24 protein-coding genes and 1 pseudogene are annotated in these 21,026 nt (G+C 52.9%); 12 read left to right on the forward strand and 13 right to left on the reverse strand.

Annotation, left to right across the window (positions count from 1 at the left end; translation table 11 throughout):
• Positions 1-161: 161 nt before the first annotated feature.
• The 3 genes from TRP66_RS18360 to TRP66_RS18370 all read left to right on the forward strand — a co-directional run bounded on the left by TRP66_RS18360 (position 162) and on the right by TRP66_RS18370 (position 2,487).
• Complete coding sequence (locus TRP66_RS18360) at positions 162-677, forward strand: hypothetical protein (RefSeq protein ID WP_333405412.1); 516 nt, start codon at positions 162-164, stop codon at positions 675-677.
• 835 nt (positions 678-1,512) lie between these two features.
• Positions 1,513-1,869 carry a hypothetical protein gene (locus TRP66_RS18365; RefSeq protein ID WP_333405414.1) on the forward strand — a complete coding sequence of 119 codons (357 nt, stop codon included), beginning with the start codon at positions 1,513-1,515 and terminating at the stop codon, positions 1,867-1,869.
• 15 nt (positions 1,870-1,884) lie between these two features.
• A complete protein-coding gene (locus TRP66_RS18370) occupies positions 1,885-2,487 on the forward strand; it encodes a hypothetical protein (RefSeq protein WP_333405416.1) in 603 nt (200 codons plus the stop codon).
• A gap of 500 nt (positions 2,488-2,987) precedes the next feature.
• On the opposite strand, the gene TRP66_RS18375 is transcribed toward TRP66_RS18370, so the two are convergent.
• Positions 2,988-3,197 carry a hypothetical protein gene (locus tag TRP66_RS18375; RefSeq protein ID WP_333405418.1) on the reverse strand — a complete coding sequence of 70 codons (210 nt, stop codon included), beginning with the start codon at positions 3,195-3,197 and terminating at the stop codon, positions 2,988-2,990.
• A 233-nt stretch (positions 3,198-3,430) separates the two neighbouring features.
• Here TRP66_RS18375 and TRP66_RS18380 point away from each other — a divergent pair, with 233 nt between their 5' ends.
• Positions 3,431-3,871 carry a YqaA family protein gene (locus TRP66_RS18380; RefSeq protein ID WP_333405420.1) on the forward strand — a complete coding sequence of 147 codons (441 nt, stop codon included), beginning with the start codon at positions 3,431-3,433 and terminating at the stop codon, positions 3,869-3,871.
• Positions 3,872-3,995: 124 nt separating this feature from the next.
• On the opposite strand, the pseudogene TRP66_RS18385 reads toward TRP66_RS18380, so the two are convergent.
• From TRP66_RS18385 to TRP66_RS18395, 3 genes and pseudogenes are all read right to left on the reverse strand, one after another.
• Positions 3,996-4,363: pseudogene (locus TRP66_RS18385) on the reverse strand (histone-like nucleoid-structuring protein, MvaT/MvaU family).
• A gap of 75 nt (positions 4,364-4,438) precedes the next feature.
• Positions 4,439-4,840, reverse strand: a complete 402-nt coding sequence (locus tag TRP66_RS18390; protein ID WP_333405422.1) for a hypothetical protein — start codon at positions 4,838-4,840, stop codon at positions 4,439-4,441.
• The gene (locus TRP66_RS18395; RefSeq protein ID WP_333405424.1) at positions 4,833-5,336 is read right to left on the reverse strand and encodes a hypothetical protein; all 504 of its coding nucleotides are present in this window, start codon (positions 5,334-5,336) and stop codon (positions 4,833-4,835) included. The genes TRP66_RS18390 and TRP66_RS18395 overlap by 8 nt, the downstream gene beginning before the upstream one ends.
• 79 nt (positions 5,337-5,415) lie before the next feature.
• Between TRP66_RS18395 and TRP66_RS23665 the strand changes: the two genes are divergently transcribed.
• The 4 genes from TRP66_RS23665 to TRP66_RS18410 all read left to right on the forward strand — a co-directional run bounded on the left by TRP66_RS23665 (position 5,416) and on the right by TRP66_RS18410 (position 8,868).
• Entirely contained in the window at positions 5,416-5,754 is a 339-nt protein-coding gene (locus TRP66_RS23665) for a DUF7693 family protein (protein ID WP_442965223.1), read from the forward strand.
• Positions 5,755-5,876: 122 nt separating this feature from the next.
• Positions 5,877-6,587, forward strand: coding sequence for a hypothetical protein (locus TRP66_RS18400; RefSeq protein ID WP_333405426.1), 711 nt, complete (start codon positions 5,877-5,879; stop codon positions 6,585-6,587).
• 218 nt (positions 6,588-6,805) lie between these two features.
• On the forward strand, positions 6,806-8,131 hold the full coding sequence (gene mauJ, locus TRP66_RS18405) for a methylamine utilization protein MauJ (protein WP_333405428.1): 1,326 nt from the start codon (positions 6,806-6,808) through the stop codon (positions 8,129-8,131).
• Positions 8,132-8,250: 119 nt separating this feature from the next.
• The gene (locus TRP66_RS18410) at positions 8,251-8,868 is read left to right on the forward strand and encodes a 3'-5' exonuclease (RefSeq protein WP_333405430.1); all 618 of its coding nucleotides are present in this window, start codon (positions 8,251-8,253) and stop codon (positions 8,866-8,868) included.
• Positions 8,869-8,871: 3 nt separating this feature from the next.
• Here TRP66_RS18410 and TRP66_RS23670 read toward each other — a convergent pair whose 3' ends face one another.
• The 4 genes from TRP66_RS23670 to TRP66_RS18425 form a co-directional block, all read right to left on the reverse strand.
• Complete coding sequence (locus TRP66_RS23670; protein WP_442965224.1) at positions 8,872-9,369, reverse strand: Mov34/MPN/PAD-1 family protein; 498 nt, start codon at positions 9,367-9,369, stop codon at positions 8,872-8,874.
• Positions 9,350-10,960 (reverse strand): ThiF family adenylyltransferase, encoded by a 1,611-nt coding sequence (locus TRP66_RS18415; RefSeq protein ID WP_333405432.1) that lies wholly within the window; start codon positions 10,958-10,960, stop codon positions 9,350-9,352. The genes TRP66_RS23670 and TRP66_RS18415 overlap by 20 nt, the downstream gene beginning before the upstream one ends.
• A gap of 115 nt (positions 10,961-11,075) precedes the next feature.
• Positions 11,076-12,299, reverse strand: coding sequence for a nucleotidyltransferase domain-containing protein (locus TRP66_RS18420; protein ID WP_333405434.1), 1,224 nt, complete (start codon positions 12,297-12,299; stop codon positions 11,076-11,078).
• A gap of 7 nt (positions 12,300-12,306) precedes the next feature.
• Positions 12,307-13,425: an SAVED domain-containing protein gene (locus TRP66_RS18425; protein WP_333405436.1), complete on the reverse strand. Its 1,119-nt coding sequence runs from the start codon at positions 13,423-13,425 to the stop codon at positions 12,307-12,309.
• Between the two features lie 207 nt (positions 13,426-13,632).
• Between TRP66_RS18425 and TRP66_RS18430 the strand changes: the two genes are divergently transcribed.
• The 3 genes from TRP66_RS18430 to TRP66_RS18440 all read left to right on the forward strand — a co-directional run bounded on the left by TRP66_RS18430 (position 13,633) and on the right by TRP66_RS18440 (position 15,161).
• Positions 13,633-14,112 carry a hypothetical protein gene (locus TRP66_RS18430; protein WP_333405439.1) on the forward strand — a complete coding sequence of 160 codons (480 nt, stop codon included), beginning with the start codon at positions 13,633-13,635 and terminating at the stop codon, positions 14,110-14,112.
• 208 nt (positions 14,113-14,320) lie between these two features.
• A complete protein-coding gene (locus TRP66_RS18435; protein ID WP_333405441.1) occupies positions 14,321-14,539 on the forward strand; it encodes a hypothetical protein in 219 nt (72 codons plus the stop codon).
• 67 nt (positions 14,540-14,606) lie between these two features.
• Positions 14,607-15,161 carry a restriction endonuclease gene (locus tag TRP66_RS18440; RefSeq protein ID WP_333405442.1) on the forward strand — a complete coding sequence of 185 codons (555 nt, stop codon included), beginning with the start codon at positions 14,607-14,609 and terminating at the stop codon, positions 15,159-15,161.
• A 214-nt stretch (positions 15,162-15,375) separates the two neighbouring features.
• On the opposite strand, the gene lhpI is transcribed toward TRP66_RS18440, so the two are convergent.
• From lhpI to TRP66_RS18465, 5 genes are all read right to left on the reverse strand, one after another.
• Complete coding sequence (lhpI, locus tag TRP66_RS18445) at positions 15,376-17,136, reverse strand: cis-3-hydroxy-L-proline dehydratase (protein ID WP_333405445.1); 1,761 nt, start codon at positions 17,134-17,136, stop codon at positions 15,376-15,378.
• A gap of 59 nt (positions 17,137-17,195) precedes the next feature.
• A complete protein-coding gene (locus TRP66_RS18450) occupies positions 17,196-18,032 on the reverse strand; it encodes a transporter substrate-binding domain-containing protein (RefSeq protein ID WP_333405447.1) in 837 nt (278 codons plus the stop codon).
• Between the two features lie 503 nt (positions 18,033-18,535).
• Complete coding sequence (locus tag TRP66_RS18455; protein WP_333405449.1) at positions 18,536-18,907, reverse strand: hypothetical protein; 372 nt, start codon at positions 18,905-18,907, stop codon at positions 18,536-18,538.
• 56 nt (positions 18,908-18,963) lie between these two features.
• A complete protein-coding gene (locus TRP66_RS18460; protein WP_333405450.1) occupies positions 18,964-19,422 on the reverse strand; it encodes a hypothetical protein in 459 nt (152 codons plus the stop codon).
• A gap of 59 nt (positions 19,423-19,481) precedes the next feature.
• Positions 19,482-19,682, reverse strand: coding sequence for a tautomerase family protein (locus tag TRP66_RS18465; protein WP_333405452.1), 201 nt, complete (start codon positions 19,680-19,682; stop codon positions 19,482-19,484).
• A gap of 615 nt (positions 19,683-20,297) precedes the next feature.
• Between TRP66_RS18465 and TRP66_RS18470 the strand changes: the two genes are divergently transcribed.
• A complete protein-coding gene (locus TRP66_RS18470) occupies positions 20,298-21,020 on the forward strand; it encodes a FadR/GntR family transcriptional regulator (RefSeq protein WP_333405454.1) in 723 nt (240 codons plus the stop codon).
• The last annotated feature ends 6 nt before the right edge of the window (positions 21,021-21,026 follow it).

The raw sequence follows: 21,026 nt of genomic DNA on the forward strand, positions 1-21,026 counted from the left end.
CTCCATAAGTTTATATCGCTATCAAATAGTGCAATGAAGGGCATGGGTATACTTTCACGATACTGTTCATCCGTCGCAAAACTTGTAGAAACTTCTGTTATTTCTTGACCACTTCACCCCCTTGGTCTTCAGTTCCGCTACTACCTGGGAGATAAGTCGCTATGAAATTTGAGACTCTAGAGCAGGCACACATCCAAGGCGCAATGTCCGGGGTGAAGCTGGTTTCCGTCCACAAAGACGTACTTCCTATCGTCTTGAGTGACGAAGTGGCGGGCGCCACCTTCCCTGCCATCGAGGCCTTGTGGGAACCGATCAAAGAACTGGATCTCAATCAACGGCTGGAGGTTGATTTTTCGTGTGAACATGAAGTCTATTCTGGCCGTTCCGAATACTTGTTCTGGTCTGCAGTCAAGGAAGTGCTTGAGTCGAATAGCCTGGGGATTGAGCGGTATGAAACACCAGTTCTCCATGACTGCACGGAGGAAATATCTAGCGGCGATGACCCGTCATCTCATCAGCATCATCTTGATATCCGTCAGCCTTTCTCCTCTGAAGCAGTAATGCCCACCGGATTCTGCCCGCACGTACTGGAGCATGTAGATTCTATAGTTGGCCACTCCAGTTCTTCGATGTTGGAGTGTTACGTCTGCCCGCCTCAAAAATGGAAGATGCCTTAGAAGTTTCGTCGAACGGCCATAGGACTGGTCGAAGCATCGCCACACTTGAGAGCGATTGGCATGGGATCAAAGCGCAAACCATTCATTATTTCCAAAGCAATCAGTGAGGCTGTGCTTCGGTCTGGTGAAGAAAGTGACTGGTCAGCATTCCAGGTTATAGAGATATGGACGTTGGCCTCTATCCACCTCACAGAAGAGGTAACCGGGGCCTTATTCGATGAAGTTCTTTCCCGGTCAGGCTCCGCAGCGCTTTTCCGTAGACGTCATTACAAGGTTACCGGATGTGACGTGCTCCGCATCAAACTGCCTCCTGGATACGCGTGCAATCCGATTCATATCCTCAGCGAAAAAGCGCGACGCCTTATCAAAGAGAACTGGCCGTTAATGGACTCACCGCGCGCTGACTGCCAATGGCACGAGTTCAGTGATTCGCTACTGATGCTTCTGATTAAAAAGAAGGTTGTCTCTAATCGCTTGAAGGGTAAGAAACTCGAGCAAGACTTAGGATTGTGAGCGTAGGAATTTTACGATAGGGCGGTCTTGAACTATTGTTTCTTTGGAGTAACCTGGACTCCTGCGGTCAGCTTGCATAGCCAATGCGCACCAGGCCAGAAGACCCTATTTCGCCCACCTGTCCTGAAGGTCTGTCGAGCAGCTGACATCGACAATAGGCCTGAAGGTGGTACAGGTGGGTCAAGTAGGCCTCCCCATCCCTGATTCCTTACTTTCGACTACCGGTAGTCATCCAGCTCACGTCTCCGCGCCGTCCCGCGCGCGACCAACAACGATGCTGGTTTAGACCAACGTTATTTATTTCTCCACAAATCTTCGCATCATGCTCAAGGTTTTCCGAAACCAACCGTTTGTCATAGGTATGTACCCCTATGAGCGAATTGCTTTGATCCCACCAACCGATGAATACGCACAGCGATTGAGTGCCGCGATTTCGTTTCCGAAGACGATCCTGGGCAACCGCCAGCACGGTGCCTGGAAACGCCTGATCAGCGTCATTAAGTCTTCAGAAACCCTTCCTGCATTTGATAAAGCAGCAGCCTATGTAGAGGGCTACGCACATGCGCTGGTCGACAGCGACCAGATCGACATTTCCATCGAACGAGATGTGTTGATCATCGAGACTGTCGACGCTTGGCGATGCGCCCGTGTTGACTCCAGCACCTCCACTTATTTGTAGCCACCAGTGAGTACCATGACTTCTATTTTTCAAAGCTATGCCGACGAAGAACCGTCTGAATTACGCATCCAGATGCCGCAGCGGGTTCTGGCTACAACCGTCAGTCATTACCCAATTGATGTTCTGGTAGGCCACTGGGAAAAGTATCTGGTTGACCCCTCCTCCGCTCACGATAGGTTTCCATGGGCTGGACGATTTGTCATGGGTATCCCCGTACCGACTTGGGCGCGCGGATTGGAGTGGAACGTAGGCCAGCAGGCTCGTTTTATTAGCGCTGTGTGGTCAGGGGCAGACTTGGGAAGCTACCTTACAAACGATTGGTGCGAGCCGGCGAGCACTGGCAGGGCATTGGCGGAGAACAGCGAGATTCTGGTCGATGGTCAGCAACGTCTGCACAGCCTTGAAGAGTATTTCCTTGATCGTCTTGCGGTGCCAGATGCACAAGGTCAGCCAAGGGTTTGGTCTGAACTCAGCAATGGCGAGCGGAAGCGTTTTTTTTCCACGATCTTTCCCCATGCAAGGGTATCTTCCGGCGACGAAGTTGCATTGCGCAAAACGTATGATCTTTGCGCTCAGGGCGTAATGGCTCGGTCATTTGCTCAACGGGCTGTTCGGTAACATTTGCGTTGCGAGGAGTCGGGCGGCCCCTTCGGGGGCGGCTGTCGTGAACCGAGCCCCGCTACGACGGGTCTCGGCCCTGCGGGCGACCATCCTTCCGCTCTCCAACCATCATGGTCTGCGCGCTCCGCTTGCGGAGCGATCCGACTCACCTTCTTGCTTGGACATTGGCTACCGCTCCCACATACTGCTGAGCATACGAACAAAGATGGGGCCGGGCAGATGGGTTGGCTTTTTTGGAAAGACAGGCGCCCTGAATGGATTCAGGCGGAAGAACGGGAATTCATTAAGGCTGCGAACCGCCTCAAGACGCTTCAGGTAACGCCTCGCGGTGGCATGCGCATAGACCCAGAGGAACTCAGGGATCAGATCCTTGCAGCGCGGGAGTTATATAAAGACCTGGTTCAAAAATAACGGTAGTGAGCAGGCAACCTGCTTGCAGCCACAGCCCATTCGCATGCGTTCAGAAATGTAAAAAATGGTGTTCATTGGAGGTCTGTTTACTGACACCATGGGCCCCAGGTCGGTGGGTTCTCAATGATATCGATTGAGGTGCTGAGCTCATCCTGCATGCGCTCAAAGACTCTATCCAGTGTAGGGTAGGCTTTCGACTCCCTGAGTGAGCTCACCAACTGCAGCAGCTCTCTGCCCTGCGCCAAAGGCATTTGAACGTCACAATAGACGGTGTCATCATCGTCCGTCATACCCATCTGATTCTCCGCGTAGATATGGTTGCTGCACGCTCTTCGAGAGCGCCTATCGTGACCCCAGCCCTCGTCACGGCCCTCCAGGCTCTCGTCCTCACGCTTGTGCGCTCCGCTTGCCTTAGAATGACGAACAGTCACTAATTTTTCCACAATTCAGGGGTTTCTTGAGACTCGCTAACGACGGCTCAATGGGATCTGATTACCGCTGTATAAGCCTGCCCTAGAGAGACAACACGTTGTTTGATTTAAGCAGTTACTTAGGCCTTTTTGCTGTGGCATTCGGTGCCGCCACCCTCCTCCCCCTACAATCCGAAGCTGTATTGGTGAGTATGCTTGTTTCGGAGCACTACACAGCGTTAGTGCTCTTGCTCATCGCCACACTGGGTAACGTTTTGGGCTCGGTCGTTAACTGGTACCTAGGTCGTTCAATCGAGCGCTTTCGACATCGCCGCTGGTTTCCAGTCAGCACACGTCAACTCGACAAAGCGCAGAACACCTATCAGCAATACGGACGTGTGACGCTTTTCTTCAGTTGGCTGCCAATTGTGGGTGACCCTATCACTATGATCGCCGGTGTAATGCGTGAACCGCTGTGGAGTTTTCTGCTCATCGTAACGCTCGCCAAAGCCTCCCGTTACATGGTGCTGACAGCGCTAACGTTGGGCTGGGTAATGTAGATGAAGAGCATGGCCATGCCTTCGACCCTGAAGCCCTTTTCCAAGCTGATCAAGGACGAACGAAGCACTTCCCGTTTCCCATAAAAAGGGCCCCGCAGGGCCCTCGATTTGTACTCAAACGATTTTACTGAGCCAGCCAGCTCTCGACGGTGTCGGAACCGTATTCAGCTTTCCACTCCTTCAGAACCTTGTAGTTGCCGCCCTTAGTCTCGACGACTTCGCCCGAGTGAGGATTCTTGTAAACCTTCACGGCGCGAGCCTTGCGGGTGCCCTTGGTCTCAGCGGCTGCAGGAGCGCGGCGGCTAGAGGACTGCGGGTCGAGAATCGCGACAATGTTGCGCAGGCTGTAGCCATACTCGCCCAGCAGATCACGGAGCTTCTTTTCGAACTCTATCTCACGCTTCAGGCCATCATCATTTTTCGTGTTTCAAGCTCTGCCAATTGGGCAGCAAGCTGTTGCTCAAGAGCGCGGAATTCAGCGAGACGGGACATGTAACACCTCAGATATTGGTGTTGGCAGTATAGTCAGCACTATCCAAAGTAGACAATCGAAGGTGCCCCCGACGCTTAACCCTGCCGCGCTCGTCTTGCAAACATGTGAGCATCCAAGTGCCGCATTTCAGCCTGCCATTGAGTCAGAAATTTGTCCCAGTCATGCGCGTACGGGCCATCGGCCAGGCGCGTCGATCCGATGCTCGCTTGCAGAAAGCGCTCACGCCATGGCTGGGGAATACCTGCCTCTCGCACAATGCTGATACCGGAACTGTGGCGCTCAATCAGAACTGCTTTGCGGACAGCATCGATATCGAGGCCTGGATGACTCCGTTTTAACTCGAAGCGTTCCTGATCTTCAATGTCGTCTAGGACATCCAGAATCGCGGCAGCTTGTGGGTCGCCCGGCATCAGGTGCGAAAGTGTCCAGAGGGCTTTGCGCCTGACAGACTCACGCGTACGAAGATCATCAGCCATGTTCAATGCCTCGATTGGAACCGGCTGTCAGTCGACGATAAAGGTCGGCTAAGACGCGAGCATCCAGCAGCGCGTGATGGGGAAGTTCCGGGAGCGTCACGTCGCCGATATCATCCGCTTCGAGATGCCTGAATAGCAGGATGAGGTTGGTCGGACTATTGGCAACGTTAGCAGGCCAACGATGATTTACGTAGGCCAATTGGCAGAAGAGATCCCAGTCCCAATCCGGAGCGTCCGAGCAAATCTCGAGCGGGCCTTCAAGGTTGCTTAGGAAAGCGAGCAGTGAGGTTTGAGCTTCGACCAGGGGTTGCCCATGTTCAGGTAGGTTGAGCTGAGGCAGGACGTTCTGGATCACGAAGTCGCTGCAGTCTCCCACTAGATATGTATCTGTGAGCTCGACGTAGAATTCGTGCCCGGCTTCGGACACGAGTGCCAAGGAAATCAGCTTCGTATCTCGGTTCAGCTGTGTGAACTCACAGTCCAAAAATAGCTTCATCTGCTCCTCCCTGTGAGTACCTGGTTCATGCATGCCGGTGTACCTTTGGCAAAACGACCAAAGCCGACTGGTTTCTTTTATGACTTTAACCTATTGCCCTGACGAACCTACGCCTGCGCTCACAGCAAGAGAGGTTTGCCAGGTACTGCGCGATGCGATCTTTGGGCGACGCACAATGATCAGAGGATGTGCTCAGACTTGGGATGAGCTCTATGCCGGGATGTTCATGGTCGACGTCGAGGGATGGAGCATGACGATCTTCAACGACTGTGATGAGCTCGATTACTGCGAAGCATGCGTCAGCACCGATGGACGGCGTTGGTCGTTCGACTCGGGAGATCGATACGGGACTGACCCTATAGCTCTGCTTAGTACATGGGAGCATCAGACACTTGAGAGCCTGCTGAAGGCGCTCTAAAACCATATTCAATAGTGGGCGCCTTGATGGGTCGGCTACAGTGAACCATGCCATGTCCTCAGTCGATGCGCTTTCATAATCGCGCCTTCAGCCTGCCTGCCTCATGTTCAGAGAGAGAAGTCATGACTTGTATTTTGGTTGCTCATCTAGGTGATGAGGTCATCATCGCTGCGGACAAACGTGTCACCGAAATCACCCAGGACGGAGTGAAAATCCCCTGCGGTGACAACGAGGAAAAGATCGTTAGGACTAAAGTTGGCGTCATCACTGGTGCGGGCTCATTGGCGATGCTAGATCCAGTCAAGTCCTTCGTCAGAGACCATGGTTTCAAGAGTCCTGATGATGTCTTGGACTTGATCCTACGTACCCGCGACTCGTTCTCCAAGCTCCATGCCGAAAGTCCTCGCCTTCAGGCCGATCTAGCCGAGACCTCCTGGATGTTCACCTATCCAACTGTGGTGAACGATCAATCGGTTACTCGGTTCGCCTATTACCACCAGCAGCACGGAGCTGATTCGCTGAGGCGCTTAGATGTGGGCCGAGTGATGTGCTTCCCCGGCGGTTTTTCCTTGGAGCAAGCGCAAGAGCTGCAGGCCAAGCTACAGGATGTGGTAACTGCATCAATCAAATCGCTTTCTACTGATCAGCTGAGAGAGGTGGTGGTCACCTACATGCTTACGTTGATTAGCGAAGTTTCGGCCAACAGCGAAACAGTCTCGAGCACGTGTGACATCGCTCTTGTAGATGGTAACGAGGTAATGGTTGCGATGTCAGCCTGGACGGGCGATCTGGCGCTTACGTTCGCTCCGATGGCCCCCCAAGTGGCCGGTTAAACCGGAATGGGGCACGCCTTACGAGCCTGCGCCGTAAACCAAGCCGCTCGCCCTTGGATGCGTCTTGGCTAAGAGACTTCCATCTTCCCATGGGCCGACATGATCCAGTGTTCTGCAGGTGCCGGTCTTACATAGCTAGGCTTCCGGTCACGCTTGCATCGGCAAGCACTATAAACTGAGGTTGAACCCTGTAACCGCCAACCCCTAGGAGCTTCACGATGCTTGCAACCGATGATCCATTCGAACGCGCAGAGCAATATCAGGCCCAGCGAGGCGAATGGGTGGTTGGCGGGCTGGAAACCCAGGTTTTCTGGCCGAATAGGGCTCAGCTGATAACCTTTGAGGGGCTAGAGTTTTTGCTGCAACCGGCCATATCCGAAGGGGAGCATCGGAGCCTTCCTGCAATTGCGCTTCGAGCTAATGGTCAAGGCATGACTGCCAATGAAGGACGAGCTGCGGTGATGCGCCTGGCAACTGCAATTGCCTGGCGTGAGGGTGCGAAAGTAGAGATCGTCATGTGGGGTGGTGGTAGCCATCCACATCGAGTAGGCATGCTCCGCAACAATGCCTTTACCGAGTTTTTTTCTGACGAGAACCTCCACTTCCCTCAAAGCGATGAAGCCCGCAAAGCAATGGCCTACTATCGTGAAGGGCTGTCACTCAGCAATCCCTTCTACTCGTTTCTCGGATTCTACAAAGCGTTTGCCCGCTCCTTGCCTGTTGGCCGAGAACGAGGGCCGTGGATCCAGCAGGCCCTCCCGGTATTAACGGACAGAGACTCAATTGCCCGTCGTGATGAGTTGCAGGCTCTTGGCACCGACATTTCCGACTACCTAGCAACACAAGGCCGCCATGCTATCGCCCATGCCGAACGCGACGATATCGTAGATCCGGATGACCCGGATGATCACCAGCGGATTCACATGGACAAGCCACTGATGAGACATCTTGCTGAGCTCGCTATGGAGGAGCGTCTTGGGGTGCCAGCACGGTGGGCATATGAACGGGAGCACCTGTATGAGCTCGAAGGATTTCGTGCCCTGTTTGACCAAGAGCAGTTGGACGGGCTAATGCGGGGTGAGCTCGTCCCTAATCGGCAATACGAAATTCCTGATGAGTTTTACGTACTCGCACGCAAAGGAAAGTCATACGCTCCCCTTGGAAACATGCGCCTTATATCCGCTGGAATGGATGATGGGAAGATAGGTGTTCGTCTGGAGTCGGCCAACGGTCGAGTGGCGTTTATTTTTTGGATGGACTTCAGAAACGAGCGTTTACTAATTGATCCTCTAGCGGGTTGCGGCTTACTAAATGAACGGCGTGATAGCAGAAGTGACATCCAGTCGGAGCTCTCTCTACAGGAGTTTAAATTCGCCTTGTACTGTAATGCGTCGGTGGAAATCTGGTCTTCAAACCTGCAACAGCGCTTAGGTAAATCAGAGTCTTTCATACTTGAGAATGCCATGCCAGACTTGGCTGGGCATCGGCAGATCATCGACGAGCTCAAAGCCGCCTTGGAGAGAATTCCCCCTGAAGAGGGATGACTGTTCCGTGGAGGCGGTGAAGTTAAGTCTCTGTTGTCGGATGGGCTTTCAAGATCGCCACGATTGGTGAAAAAAGCCGTAAAGTCGCAGTCAACCCCAATCTAACGGTGTGCTGACCAATGCATAACCAAGAAATACAGAGCATCTACCAAGACCTCGAGCCGTTCAGGTACCTCTTGTGTGTTGACCTTGAGGCTACCTGTGATGAGATACAGGCGGGTAATCATTCGCGGGCCTTGGTTGTGAAGCCCAGTGAAATGGAGACTATTGAGATCGGCCTTGTCGTGATAGATCTTCATAGGAAGCAAAAGACGAAAAGCTTTCAGAGTTTTGTACGTCCCCACCTGCACCCGGTGCTCACTCCTTTCTGTAAGAAGCTGACGACCATCGCGCAACGCGATATTGATTCGGCGCCCAGCTTTAATGACGCAATGCAGCGACTCGAGGACTTCATTAGTACCTATGATGATGTTGCTTGGGCCTCATGGGGTAGTTACGACGCCGTCCAGATTCAACGCGATGGGGCAATCAATCAGTGCAGCGCCATCCTGGAAAGCATCCCCCACTTCAATGTAAAAAATTGGGTGGAATACGATTCTGGTCAGCGGCCCTCTGGCCTAAAGCCTTGTATAGAAAAGCTGGGGATCGTATGGGACGGGACTTATCATCGAGGAATTGATGATGCAAAAAATGTGGCCTCGCTGGTTCTGCAACTTCTAGATAGCTCAACTCAATGACGGTTACCGAATGAGGCTTTCAGCACGCCAGAGCGTTGCTCCATCATGTACCCACACTCCAAATCCCATTGGTGCAGGTGCGGTGCCAAGGATCATGAATACCAGCCCCTGGTAATCTGATTTTCCAGCTCGTGCCTGTTCCTCAGCCATGGCAACGTCAGTCGGCGAAATATGTGGCTCAAGCTCGGGATGCGAATGCCAGAAGCCGATGCAGTGAAGCCCCTGAACAAATAAGCGATCTCGCTCACGACGTACAGCCTTCATATCTAGACGGACAGAAGTGAACCTGGCCCAGAGTGGCGCAATTAGCGTTACGTGGTCTACCTGCACTGAAAGAGCCTGAAGGTCACGGGTGTATAGCTGTCCAACCAACTCGCGTGACTGCCCACCCTTCTGGGCAAACGCCTGTAGCTGAAGCACCGCTTCCTTAGGAAACTCCAGACACCAGGCTGCATCTGGTATTTGGAAGCGCAAAGGATATCTACCCCCCATAAATATCATGGAATGATCGAGTCAACTGAACAGAGTCAAATATGCTTTTCGTCTTTGGGACATACGGGCCACATACTGCTGCAACGCTGAGAGTGCTGAAAAACCCTTCAGATCTAACCCAACTCCACACTTGGGAGTCTTTAGCCACACCGTCTATTACAGCGAGCGTACGCTCTGATACAAATCCTGCGACCTGAGCGACATCAGATGATCCATAGGGATGAAACCCTGTTCCGCAAGCAGGTAGCTGGATGAGGGTGCCGGATGGCCACTGGGCGACGTTCACACCAACCGCTGGCTCTTCAACGGGGTATTCATCCGCCGGAGCCAGGTGGACTAAGTGGGCTGCTGCGCAAAACGGTTCCATCCAAGCGTGGAAAATTGCTGAGCCATCGAAACACAGATTGCGATACCGAACGAGCATGCTGCGCACGGCAGCTTCACCCGTCAGATCAACCACAACCTCGTACTGTCCTGGCCTACACTGTGAAGGAACCCAGCGCTCTGCCTTAACGCGATGTGCATTCACCTGTACTGAAGGGACGAGTCGCAGCAGACGGGAAGCCATTTCATTCGCCTTGCCCAAATCGATACTATCAGCACCGAGCACATGTCTGGCGCAGTTCGCAGCGTCGAAACTCTCCTTGTCGACGATGTCAATGCTGCCCACTCCTGCTCTCGCCAAGTGTTCAATGACCATCGAGCCGAGCGAGCCACAACCTAGAACCAAAGCCTTAACGCTTCGGCGCCGATCCACCGCCCCCAGGTTTTGATCCCGCGCTAGGGCCCAATTAGCATCCACACGGTCAAAGTAAATCGGAGTGATACGCGGCCTGCTCATACCCGGAATCGTTGGAGCCTCAAGTAGGTAGCCATAACAGACATTGGACTGAACGAAAACAACCATCAGAATTTGTTCAATTTTTTGGCTCTTTTCTATTAGCCAAGCTTTAAGCCTGTGAGTATCGCCGGTCAAATGGCTTACTAGCGCATTGAGTTCATCGATTGAAGTCGGCCAGGCGTCGGGAGTCCAAAGAAACGAATCCGGTAAAGGAAGAAATAACGAGCCCCCCCTTTTCAAAGTGCCGTGCGACCAGCCGTGACGGGTGGCAAGGGAATGCGGGTCTGTATCACCTAGGTTGGCGAGCAGGCTCGTAATTCGTTTCTCTCTCTGCCCTGAAAAATATGCTGCGACCCGACCTTCCACTGGATCATCTACCTGCGAATAATTTACTCGAGCACAGATTGGCGCCAGTCCTCCATTTAAAGCTCTTTGCCTCAGACAAAAACGCGCCCAGTACGACAAGCTTTCTCTCTGGAACTCTGCCTGAATCCAAGCTGGATCCTGAGTGTTTTGCCAGAAGTCCTCTAGCTTTGTCAGCACTGCTTTCACGGCACCCACAGGGTTGTCGTAGTCATCCGGCGAGGGTTGCACACCGTGGCAGAACAAGCCTGTCTCTTCCACATGCGGCCATACTAGGCAAAGTCGCTTGGATAAATATACGGCTGGGGGCACAGCCGGAAAATCTATAGAGATACAAATCTCGGCACGATGGGAACCTTGGCTGGGATGTACCAACTCAAGATCCCAGACATGCATCTTTCCCCTGTTGTGCGCGCGGCGAGAGGGTACCGCGAATGTCGAGCCTGGCCCATCAAGCCAATCTTGTATGGCCTGTGCCGCAAGCTCATACGGCGTCCTTCCAAATCCCGGATCAAGCAAGCGTGTCGCGCTCCCCTGTAGAGCGAGGCCGTTGAGGCTGAGTTGCCGAGTTACCTGGCGCAGTTGCCAGGAGGCCACCTAAAATACCTGTTGGCTGGGGCTGAATTTCCTTCCACCCAGACACACCGACCTCCCCGAAAACGGCACGAATTTTTTCTTCCGAGCGCTTACTGTAACCGGCCACGAAGAGCGCGAAGAGATCATCGCTCAGTTGACGGTGCCAAGTGTTGAACTCTCGGGCACGAAGCCCACCGTCATGATTCCACTTATCAGCGAAGTTTTCTGGATAAGGGCCTTCTAAAGCAGGGTTGTTAACCTCGAATTGGCGGTCACGCTTGATATAGCCAGGCATGCGCTCGACAACTTCCAAAACCACGTCAATTGCCGATACAAAAGCATTGGGCTCTTGAGTTGCCATATCCTGGTACGCCTTGGTCGCAAGCGTAACTAAGATCACAGAAATCGGCATTGCCATGCGGCGCTCATCGGGTAGCTTTCGGAAATAGCTATCACGGTGCAGCTTCATTAACTGTACCAGCCGACGCAAAATGTCATCGATCCGCACAGGCTCACTGGGTAGTGGATCTACCTTAACAGCAGCGTCTTCGGCTTTGATCAACCACCGGCGCTGTTCAAAAGCAAATCTGAGCTGAGCAATTGAACAGAACCAGCTAGCGAACTCTTCAGGGTTTGAAGGGCTCCAACCTTTCTCCTGATCGCGTACCCGCAAGTCCGCACCCGTAATGGCGTACGAAACGGGAACGGCAGGAGTAACGTCGAAGTAGAACGACTCCCCGGGGTATCGCAGTCGCCAACAACGGTTCTTCGCCTCAGGTTCACCAGCCCCAGGGATCCCCCGGAGTGCCTCCCCGAAGGTATTGAAGAACATGTCGGGTGGCATAACTGATAAAGGCCCACCGCGTACCTTAATCACTATATCGAGGTCGAACTTTTCCGGCCCGTAGCCCGCAACGGTGGTTTGGGTACGCATCGAACCCTGTACGACGACATGCACGTTTTCTTCACGCATATTGAGCTTATGCGCCACATGTCGGGCGAGCTCGTAGTAGCGAGCCTCAGCGGCCCTTCTTTTCTCTTCTGGCAGTTCAAGTTTTTTCAGCAGCTTGACAATAAAAGACTCCCACTGAGTCTCCTCATTCGCCACCTGAATGGTTTTCGCCAAGAGGCGGGTTTTCGGCTCAAACATGGGCAGCATGGACACCTCAGGCGTTAGCAGTTTGAATTTCTGTGGGAACGTAGGTAGCAGAAGCGCCTAGCGTCAAGGGCATCCGGACACTCCATGGGTAAGCAGGTGTTTGTCCTTTCTCCCACTGGTAACACTGCAGCGCTGGCATATTGCGAGCGTCATAGGCTTTACCGAATCGAATGGACAAGCTGGCTGAGGCGGCGAGAACTAGATGTATACACGATACCCCACGATTCTGGAGCTCGGACAGAACGCCGAGGAACTGATCAGTAAGAGCGACTTGTTCTTTCTCTGACCACAAGGCGTTAACACGTGGGTTAGGGCGAAAGAGATGTATCAGGGGCATACCCGGAAACGTTTCTGCAATATCAGCAAGTTCTGCAGTGTAAGAAGCGGAAACTGCCATTACGACCGGGGCACTGCGCTTTGCGTCATCCAGTCCGTCGACCTCGAAGCGATTGCCAGAATCAATGTCCGTCAACTCCCGCCATTGTTCCTTTGTACGATCCCAATCCATAAGCGTCACGCGACCTTCGTCATCAAGCAGCACCCCCGCGTAAAACAAGAGCGGAACCTGCATCACGCCGCCAGCGAAAACCTGTACATCGGATCTCGAAGTGTCACCGCGCCGAAGCCTGAGGTTGCGAGGTATGTGTGCCAATTCTGCGAGCGCAGCTGGAACATTTAGTTCGCTTGGCGAAACCACGCTGCGCAGTTCTACTCGGCAGTCTTCTCTGCGCCCAATGAACCTCGCAGGAATAGCGGAAATCAGTGGGGCATCAGAAGTATCAACCAAGCCTCGCAGTTCAACGACCACAACCCGCTTGGTATCAGCCTCCTTCGCCTCCCTCCTATAGATCACGAGGGTGAGCACGACCCCTACAAGGAAGCCAAGCATCAGAGCCCATGCGATCAAGGTGGTAACCGCCGTCGGCAATCCACCGGTAACGGAAACTTTCAAGAACTCGATGAAACCGCCTATCTGTCGACCTTCGACTGTGAAATCGCCGAAAGACATGCTGACGAGCCCACCTACGCAAAGGGTTGCTAACGCCAGCCCCAGATTTCGCTTCCGCATGTGCCAAGCAGCGTAGGTACTGATGAGCGTAATAGCCCATTGAATGAAACCTGACATGGATCGCCCTGCTGTGATTCCAAGTAGCCTCTACCATATGTAGTATTTAAAAAACTTTCAAGCACTACATGCTGTGCCTAAGGCGTCCTCGGACTATGGAGCTCTCGGATGTGAAGGCTGCTAGACTCGCATCGCCACGATTACTCGACGCAAAGTCGATTCCTCGTAGCGACACCGGCAGAGCCCTAAGCACTGAGGAGCACTCACATGACTAAGCCGCTTTTCGACTTTGACCTCAAACGTGTCTCTCACCAGCACTACATAACAGGGAAAGCTGCCATCAATTTCCCCTATCTTGGGAGCAGCACAGGGGGATGGCATTTCCTTTCCTATTTTGATCGGGAATCGGGGGTGGCTAAGGTGTCGTTGGCAGGTATCCATTATCCTGACACCACAGCCTACTTTGGTGACCTTGGCATCATCGACGTGACCGATGAGCTGGCGGAGCGCGGCTGGCCTGTGGATGGCTATCGTCTGTTCATGGCAGATCACTACAGAGCCGCAGCTGACATGATCGTGAGATGGGCATTGAGCGAGTCCAACCACTGCAGCGTCGAGATTGATGATTGGTTTCCTTCTAGTGCGGAGAGACAGCGACTGCTTGAGACTCTAGATACAGGAAGGTCAAAGCTTTCCGATGTTGGTAGATTGCAAAAGGTGGAAGCTTGGCTCCGTACGCAAACCTGAAGCTCGGGTAGATAAGTATTACCCACCGCGTGTTCCACAGACCAAGCACGGCGCGCAATCACAGACGGTGAGTGCAGCCTTCTCGCCACCCCGTCAGCCCAGGTCGTGCTCTGCCAAAACATCGAGCAAACCTATGCGACCACCCGCACCGTTTGAGCCAGCGGTGAGGTGAACTAGGCTCTCTGCCTCATTCTCAAGGAAGACTGTCATGCCAGATACCTCGGACTACAAGATCGCCACGGCGGACGCGTTGACACTGCTCCTGCACAACCAGTACGCGCTGGGTGCAGCAATAGAAGAAATAACCAAGTGGCTTTCAGAAAGTGGCGTGGGAAGCGTCGGCGCTCATGCGATGTCGGCCATGGAAGCGCTGGACGCAAATGCTCAAGCTATCACCGATTCCATTTTGAGGATTCGACAGTCTTAGGTGCTGCTACCCCGAGTCCTGCGCACCTATCGCGCACCGCCAATTCGACTGAACGATAAGGAAAAGAATGTTCCCACCAATGGCGAATCCCAACCTCGAAATTACCCCCACTGAATTCGAGTTTTTGGTCAAAGACTGGATCCTTAAACAGGGAGGTGAACTGACATCTCTGGAGGTCAAGCACGACGTGAAGGTCGAGGCCTACGACTCAACCTACCAGATCGACGTGCTGGCGAAATTTCAAGCCCTTGCAGGGGCCGAATTTATCGTGCTGATTGAGTGCAAAAAATACCGGAACGCAGTCGAGCGAGAATTGGTTCAGGTGCTGCACGACAAGGTGAGATCCGTCGGCGCTCATAAAGGGATGCTGTTCACCACGACAGGGTTTCAATCTGGCGCAATAAAATATGCCAAAGCGCATGGTATTGCGTTGGTGTCGATAATTGAGGGGGCAGCTACCTACGAAACTCGCTCCGCGTATCCCGTCGTGGCGCAGCCTCCGGCCTGGCTCAACCTGCCGAGGTTCGCGCTTTGGCACGTCGGCGAGAATGACGCCGGAAGTATTTCGATGAAGTCGCTTAGCCGTTCAGATACGGAAATCAACGAATTGTTTAATGGTTAACCGTCAAGCTTTTCATCAAAAACAGCGTTCATTATCCGCTCATACCCATTTATCCAAGCATGGAGACTTAGAGAAGAGTTCTATCCCTGGATAAGCTGACATGCGGTGTTAGCGCCGTTTAAAGAAAGATGCCAACCGATAAACCCAAAATAACAAACTCAAACTAGAGCATCCGGCGTGGGTTGTCCGAACCCACGCTTGGTGCTTCAGCCCATTATGCATCCAGAGATTTTAGCCAAGCAGGATAAGCTCCCTCAGTACGTCCTTTGGAAGCTGCCTCAACGCAACCTGCTAGGCTAGCGAAGTGGACGGGGCGACCGACAAGACCGGGGGCATAATGCGCAAATTTCGCCGAGTTGGTCATGACGTTTTTGGCAGCCGGGGGGATAACTGGCTCGCCGAGCATGCACCAGCAAGTATCATTCACGATTTGGGCGCCGAACCGCTCGATCTCCGCTATATAGCCGTTTTGTATCGCCTGCTCGTAAATAGCACGCCCACATGTGATGACCATTGCTGTATCAGGAGCTTTGACTAAACCTTTGCAGAGCTCCGCCAGTGTCTTGAATTCCGTCAGCGAAAAATGTGGATTACCCAGCGTTACGATATCGACGCGCGCTTCACTGGCACTGTTCAGACTGTTCCAACTTTGAAGCAAATCAACTGGGGAAATGGTCAGCTCTTCTAAGCCGGAATCCAGAAACCCGGATTTATCAACATCCAGTGCTTCTGGCGTAACACCCGCGATGTGAAATAACGGGGCCCCTGATGTGGTTCCGAATGCTGCCGAGAAAGCCTTCAGGTTGTCTAGGGTTGGAGCAGCGCCCTCTAGCCCGAACACAAGCGGAATACGCTTCCCGGCCAGCAATCCGACGTGATATCCGAGCAGAGGATAAAACGCATCGTCTAGCACATCAGGCAATGCCACCTGGATTTTCAACTGAGGCTTCCGGTGTTCGTCTAGGTGACATCCGGAAAGGGGCGCTCGCCCAGTGATCGCGATGCAGATATCTAGGTAATCGGGGTACTTCAATGTTCGGGCCGCAAGAACACTGTTGGCATACACGACCGCGTTAGACTCTGCCCAGACGATTTGCTCACCTGCCTTAGGCGCCGATTCCAGCAGGTAGGGCGCGCACGTGTAACTCATCCGTGCTCCCATTGCCATATAGGCACTTCCCACAGCGCTGGCAGGCTCGCCGAATGATGGATCTACACCAAGAGTCTTCCACCGGCGCTGATCAACGGAAATTGAGTTGAGCGTCGTAGGAACAACAACCTTGGCACCCCACTCGACAAACTGCTCAGCGAATTTAAGGCTCGCTGGCCCGGTGTAAATGCATCCATCAATATGTGCCTGGGTGACATTAATAAGCTCACCGGCACCTTGTAAATCGGCCATTTTCAAAACGACTTGCATAGCAACCTGGGCAGCTTTGCCTTGATCACCTGCTAACATTTTTCGATCTTCATCCGAGAGAACGATTGGGTACGCAGAAAAGTCGAGCGTGCCGTTGGGCTTGCTCGGTGCAAAATCATCTTGGGGAAGGCTACTCAGTGTCCTTACAAACTCGTCGCTGACACGTGCATAGGAGCTACTACGAAGGGATTCAAACGCCTCCTTACCGATGCTGATGACAGGTATTGAGCGCTCGTAGATCATCTCCGCCAGCAACACTCCGAGTGTAAGGATCTCATCCACTTCCGCTAGGATAAGCGCTGCAGGCGCATGGCCAGAACTGATGAGCTCCATCATCACACTGCTTCCAGTGCAAGAGCCCCGGCCAGAAGGAATCGCCAAGACACGACCTGCTAAGTTCTTCCCGGCTAGCGGATGATGCTGGTCGATCACGTCACCTGTGAGTGAATTCACTCCTCCCCAGAAGCTGAGTCCTACATCAGCGAAAAGCAGTTCGCCCTGCGCAGAGCCGCCAACCAGGCTGCGGCCTGGGAGAATTTTATCCGCGTTCGTCATCAGTAACCTCGGCACTCAACGTTATCTTCGGCGCCCAATAGGACGCCGAAGGCCGTCATTTAGCTGTTTTTAGCGTTGACCGGCTGCACAGTGAAGGAGCGCTTCATTTTGTAGAGCGTACCCTCGCCTAGCCACTTATCAAAAATTGCCTGCATTTCACCGGAGCTCTCCATATCTCGAAGCGCTTGGTTGACCGAATTAAGCAAGGCTGGCTCGCCCTTTTTAACACCGATACTCCAGAACTCGTTACCGATAGGCGGGCTCAACACAGCGTATTTGCTAGCGTCAGCGCCCAGTCGGCTGATGAGCTTCTGAGTCGCTTCCTCAGAGGTACTGAAGGCTTCTACCTTACCTTGGACAAGAACAGTGAAGGCGGTGGAAATATCGTCATAACCTACAGGTTTGGCTGTAGGCAGCTTTTCACGGATGAACGGTTCGCTGATTGTGCCTTTTACAAAACTCACACGTTTGTCACCAAGATCTTCAGCTTTCGAATAACCGCGCGAGGCCTTCACCGCAAGGACGTTGTTGCTGGTGTAATAGGAGTCTGAATAGTCAATTTGGGCGGCACGTTGCGGAGTGTACGCCAAGCCTGCGGCCAAGATATCCATATGACCTTGTTGCAGCTCTGGAACTCGAGCGGAATCAGCGACGGGCTTGATCTCGACTTTCACACCTAGCCGCTTACCAATTCCATTGCAGACATCAACGTCATAGCCTGAAATTTTTCTGGTTGCCATGTCGGTGTAGCCGAATGGCTCGAAGATATCCAACACGCCACAGACCAAAGTATCCTTGGTCTTAATGTCTGCCAGCTGATCAGCATGAACGAGTGAGGCTGCAAAGAAAGCGCACGATGCTGCAGCAGTTACAAAACTTTTCTTCGTTAATTTCATGTCGTTACCCGGTTGCGTGTGTTGGTTGTTTAGAAAACATCCCCTGGGCGAGTCGAGTACATTCGGGATCAGCCTGAACTTCTCGCTCGCCATTTGAGGCAACTTCGGCAAATCCCTTGCGTGGCGCCGAATACGACGCCGGTCGCTGCCATCTGAGCAGCGGACACACCGAACGTGGACATGACTCTGGCAACGCATATTGTCCGTAGCTTGCAACCGGTTTACGACCAGAGTCATCATGACTGGTTGCAAATCAATCCACTCAAACTCATCCTAAGCTCAGGGACGCTGTAAAATCAACCAATTTCCTAGGGTTTTAGGTAAATCTGTCCGGATATAAGACCAATAATACTCTGATCCGCTCGGTACATGCGTCACTACTGACCAATCCATGGGTCGGCCTTACCTTGTCAGCATCTGGGATGGACACAAATTCACGGCGAGGCCCCGCGCCCTAGCCGTCTAGAGAATCCTGAAAGAGGCGGGCTTTTTGCCGACCGGGCTCACCCAAGGGTCATCAAATTAGCGTTACCACCCGCAGCAGCCGTGTTGACACTCAAAGCGTGCTCCACCAAAAGTCGCTCCAACGGAATGTCCGTCTCACCACTGCTCAAGCCATTAACCCCAATAATGGCCCCCTCACGACGAGAAGCTTGACGACTAACTTCTGCCAACTGATCCGAGTCGCCGTGATGCAAAATCGCGTCGAACTTGGCTTCGGCATTAAGCCAATCTTTAACAATTTTTATTCGATTTCGTACAGGCTTGGGCAGGTTTGAAATAAGTCCTTCAGACCAGATCGGAAGTACGACCAGGCTGCCGACAATTAATACAGCCCCGATCTGAACCAGTAGATCATCCTTGTTCTCGGCCAAGCCAAGTACACGCTCTCGCGGTAGTAGGGTGTAAGTATTCCGTTCCCCAGTAGGGCCTACAAGGAGGTGTGAACAACCGCACCGAGAAGCGTTGATTTGCTGCAAAAGCGCAGAGAGTTCAGCCCGCCTAAGGCCATTTTTTTCGCAGCTGCGGCCTGAGGTTCACTCAACCGAGCTTGCTCCAACATCATCGGAACCGCTTCATTTTCAGGGCGACGATACGCTGAGGTTATGGCTGCACTCATGACGGTTTGGGGCAGAATGCTTTCTGCGAATTCCAGAAAGACATGCTCTGCAACTTCTGGAATCGCCTCGAGGATCTGTTGTTCGCTCAGGGCCTGATCCGCGAGATCAACCAGGTGCCCAATACCTGCACCCTGCTCAGAGCGCTCGGTGAAACCTAGGACAAGCTGCTTAATGACCCAGTGAGGCGTCCGCTCGATCATTTGAGCAGCATTTTTCAGGCGGTCACGGTGATCGGAGTTCAGTTTGACTCCAACGGTTGTTGTGCTCATATCTGATTACCTGCGCTCTAGCGAACGCTGAAGTGGAAGTTACGACAATGAAATGATCGTTAGCAAAGCTTCTCGGCAGCAGGCTCATAGAGCTGCCCAGCGCGCGCCCAGTCTTGGCCGCTCACTTCGATGAACAGCACATCAACCAATTCCTGAGGACAGCCGAGTACATCCGCAGCAAGGCGAGTGACTTCTTCGGCGAATTGGGCTTTCTGCTGCTGCGTACGACCAGGAAGCATTTCTACGCGGACGATTGGCATTGAAGCCTCCAATACTCAGAGCATCGAACGAGCTGCGGCGGTTGGTACCTGAAGGAGAAGCGTTGGAGGCAAATTACGGGCGATACAAACTGTCTATGGAGGACGCCTATGGAACCAGCTTCACTGGAACCTAAGCGTTCGACGTGCTGGACTGAAGAGATCCAGGGTTGAAGCAGAGAACGTCGATGGCCGATCTTGTTTTGAGTCATTTGGATACCCACCAAGCACCAGGAAAAGCACCTGGTAATCTGTAGAACCAAAAAATTTACTCGGTCGCTGTTGGGACGACCACACGTAAAAAGTGCAACTGGTCATGAAATCGCCCAGATGGTGGTTATGCTAAGCCGACTTTCAGGGGGTTGCAACAGGTACAACCTGATATTTGATGCCATTTGGATAGAAAAAAGCACCACTCATCTAGAGAATGGCTGAGATTGGTTACAAACTGGCCGGCAGTGCGCGTGCGTAGAAAAACCGGATATCAGCGAAAAGAATTGAAAGTGGTAATATTTCGGACAAACGCCTGTTTTAACTTCCCGCTCCAGAAGCGCCGGACTTGAACACTGGGCGGTGTCGAGCACAATTAAAGGCCGCCGAGGCTACGAGATAACGTCGATGCAAGCAGATTTTCGCCCGAAGCAGATCTACGAACAGGTTGCCGACCAAATTAGGGCCGGCATTGAAGGCGGCCTTTATGCTCGCGGCTCTCGCCTCCCCTCCGAGCGAGATCTCGCTCAGATACTCAGAGTTAGTAGACCTGCAGTGCGCGAAGCTATAGGTTCATTACAGAACGACGGTATGGTTCTCACCAAGCACGGCTCAGGAACCTACGTTGCCGAGACAATCGTCCCTGCATCGCGAGATACAGTATTAAGCCCCGAGGATGCTATGGCGGAGGCTGACTTCAGCCCAGTCAGCACGCTAGAAGTCCGCATGCTCATTGAACCTGTGATTGCTCGACTAGCCGCACGACGAGCCCAACGAGATGAGCTTGCCGAGCGTTACCTCGATCAGATGACAAATGTTAAGGACATTACTGACCCCGCCCAGCAAGCCATGTGGAGCGAGTGTGACCGGCTATTTCACCGCCAACTGGCAAAAATGACTGGTGACATCCTGATCTCAAAGATTGCGGAAGAGGTCAACAAAACTATGGCCCAGCCATTGTGGAATCGTCTTCGGGACGATGGAATCTACCACCCAGAGCGAATTCAACTGTACGCGGCGGAACATCGATTAATCTACGAGGCAATCGTGACAGGTGACGAAGAGGCAGCAGCTTTCTACGTCGAAGGTCACCTTAAGCGTGTTCATCGGGACATTACTGACGCAGATTAGGTGAGC

This window comes from Pseudomonas sp. JDS28PS106 (genome assembly GCF_036706555.1).
Lineage (GTDB): Bacteria > Pseudomonadota > Gammaproteobacteria > Pseudomonadales > Pseudomonadaceae > Aquipseudomonas.

Excerpts from the sequence above, each read along its gene's own strand:
- TRP66_RS18360 (WP_333405412.1), top strand. The coding sequence starts at position 162 with ATGAAATTTGAGACTCTAGAGCAGGCACACATCCAAGGCGCAATGTCC.
- TRP66_RS18400 (WP_333405426.1), top strand. The coding sequence starts at position 5,877 with ATGACTTGTATTTTGGTTGCTCATCTAGGTGATGAGGTCATCATCGCT.
- lhpI (WP_333405445.1), bottom strand. The coding sequence starts at position 17,136 with ATGACGAACGCGGATAAAATTCTCCCAGGCCGCAGCCTGGTTGGCGGC.
- TRP66_RS18430 (WP_333405439.1), top strand. The coding sequence starts at position 13,633 with ATGACTAAGCCGCTTTTCGACTTTGACCTCAAACGTGTCTCTCACCAG.
- TRP66_RS18410 (WP_333405430.1), top strand. The coding sequence starts at position 8,251 with ATGCATAACCAAGAAATACAGAGCATCTACCAAGACCTCGAGCCGTTC.
- TRP66_RS18465 (WP_333405452.1), bottom strand. The coding sequence starts at position 19,682 with ATGCCAATCGTCCGCGTAGAAATGCTTCCTGGTCGTACGCAGCAGCAG.
- TRP66_RS18420 (WP_333405434.1), bottom strand. The coding sequence starts at position 12,299 with ATGCTGCCCATGTTTGAGCCGAAAACCCGCCTCTTGGCGAAAACCATT.
- TRP66_RS18425 (WP_333405436.1), bottom strand. The coding sequence starts at position 13,425 with ATGTCAGGTTTCATTCAATGGGCTATTACGCTCATCAGTACCTACGCT.
- TRP66_RS23665 (WP_442965223.1), top strand. The coding sequence starts at position 5,416 with ATGACTTTAACCTATTGCCCTGACGAACCTACGCCTGCGCTCACAGCA.
- TRP66_RS18460 (WP_333405450.1), bottom strand. The coding sequence starts at position 19,422 with ATGAGCACAACAACCGTTGGAGTCAAACTGAACTCCGATCACCGTGAC.
- TRP66_RS18365 (WP_333405414.1), top strand. The coding sequence starts at position 1,513 with ATGCTCAAGGTTTTCCGAAACCAACCGTTTGTCATAGGTATGTACCCC.
- TRP66_RS18470 (WP_333405454.1), top strand. The coding sequence starts at position 20,298 with ATGCAAGCAGATTTTCGCCCGAAGCAGATCTACGAACAGGTTGCCGAC.
- mauJ (WP_333405428.1), top strand. The coding sequence starts at position 6,806 with ATGCTTGCAACCGATGATCCATTCGAACGCGCAGAGCAATATCAGGCC.
- TRP66_RS23670 (WP_442965224.1), bottom strand. The coding sequence starts at position 9,369 with ATGATATTTATGGGGGGTAGATATCCTTTGCGCTTCCAAATACCAGAT.
- TRP66_RS18450 (WP_333405447.1), bottom strand. The coding sequence starts at position 18,032 with ATGAAATTAACGAAGAAAAGTTTTGTAACTGCTGCAGCATCGTGCGCT.
- TRP66_RS18390 (WP_333405422.1), bottom strand. The coding sequence starts at position 4,840 with ATGGCTGATGATCTTCGTACGCGTGAGTCTGTCAGGCGCAAAGCCCTC.
- TRP66_RS18440 (WP_333405442.1), top strand. The coding sequence starts at position 14,607 with ATGTTCCCACCAATGGCGAATCCCAACCTCGAAATTACCCCCACTGAA.
- TRP66_RS18435 (WP_333405441.1), top strand. The coding sequence starts at position 14,321 with ATGCCAGATACCTCGGACTACAAGATCGCCACGGCGGACGCGTTGACA.
- TRP66_RS18395 (WP_333405424.1), bottom strand. The coding sequence starts at position 5,336 with ATGAAGCTATTTTTGGACTGTGAGTTCACACAGCTGAACCGAGATACG.
- TRP66_RS18415 (WP_333405432.1), bottom strand. The coding sequence starts at position 10,960 with ATGCATGTCTGGGATCTTGAGTTGGTACATCCCAGCCAAGGTTCCCAT.
- TRP66_RS18370 (WP_333405416.1), top strand. The coding sequence starts at position 1,885 with ATGACTTCTATTTTTCAAAGCTATGCCGACGAAGAACCGTCTGAATTA.
- TRP66_RS18375 (WP_333405418.1), bottom strand. The coding sequence starts at position 3,197 with ATGGGTATGACGGACGATGATGACACCGTCTATTGTGACGTTCAAATG.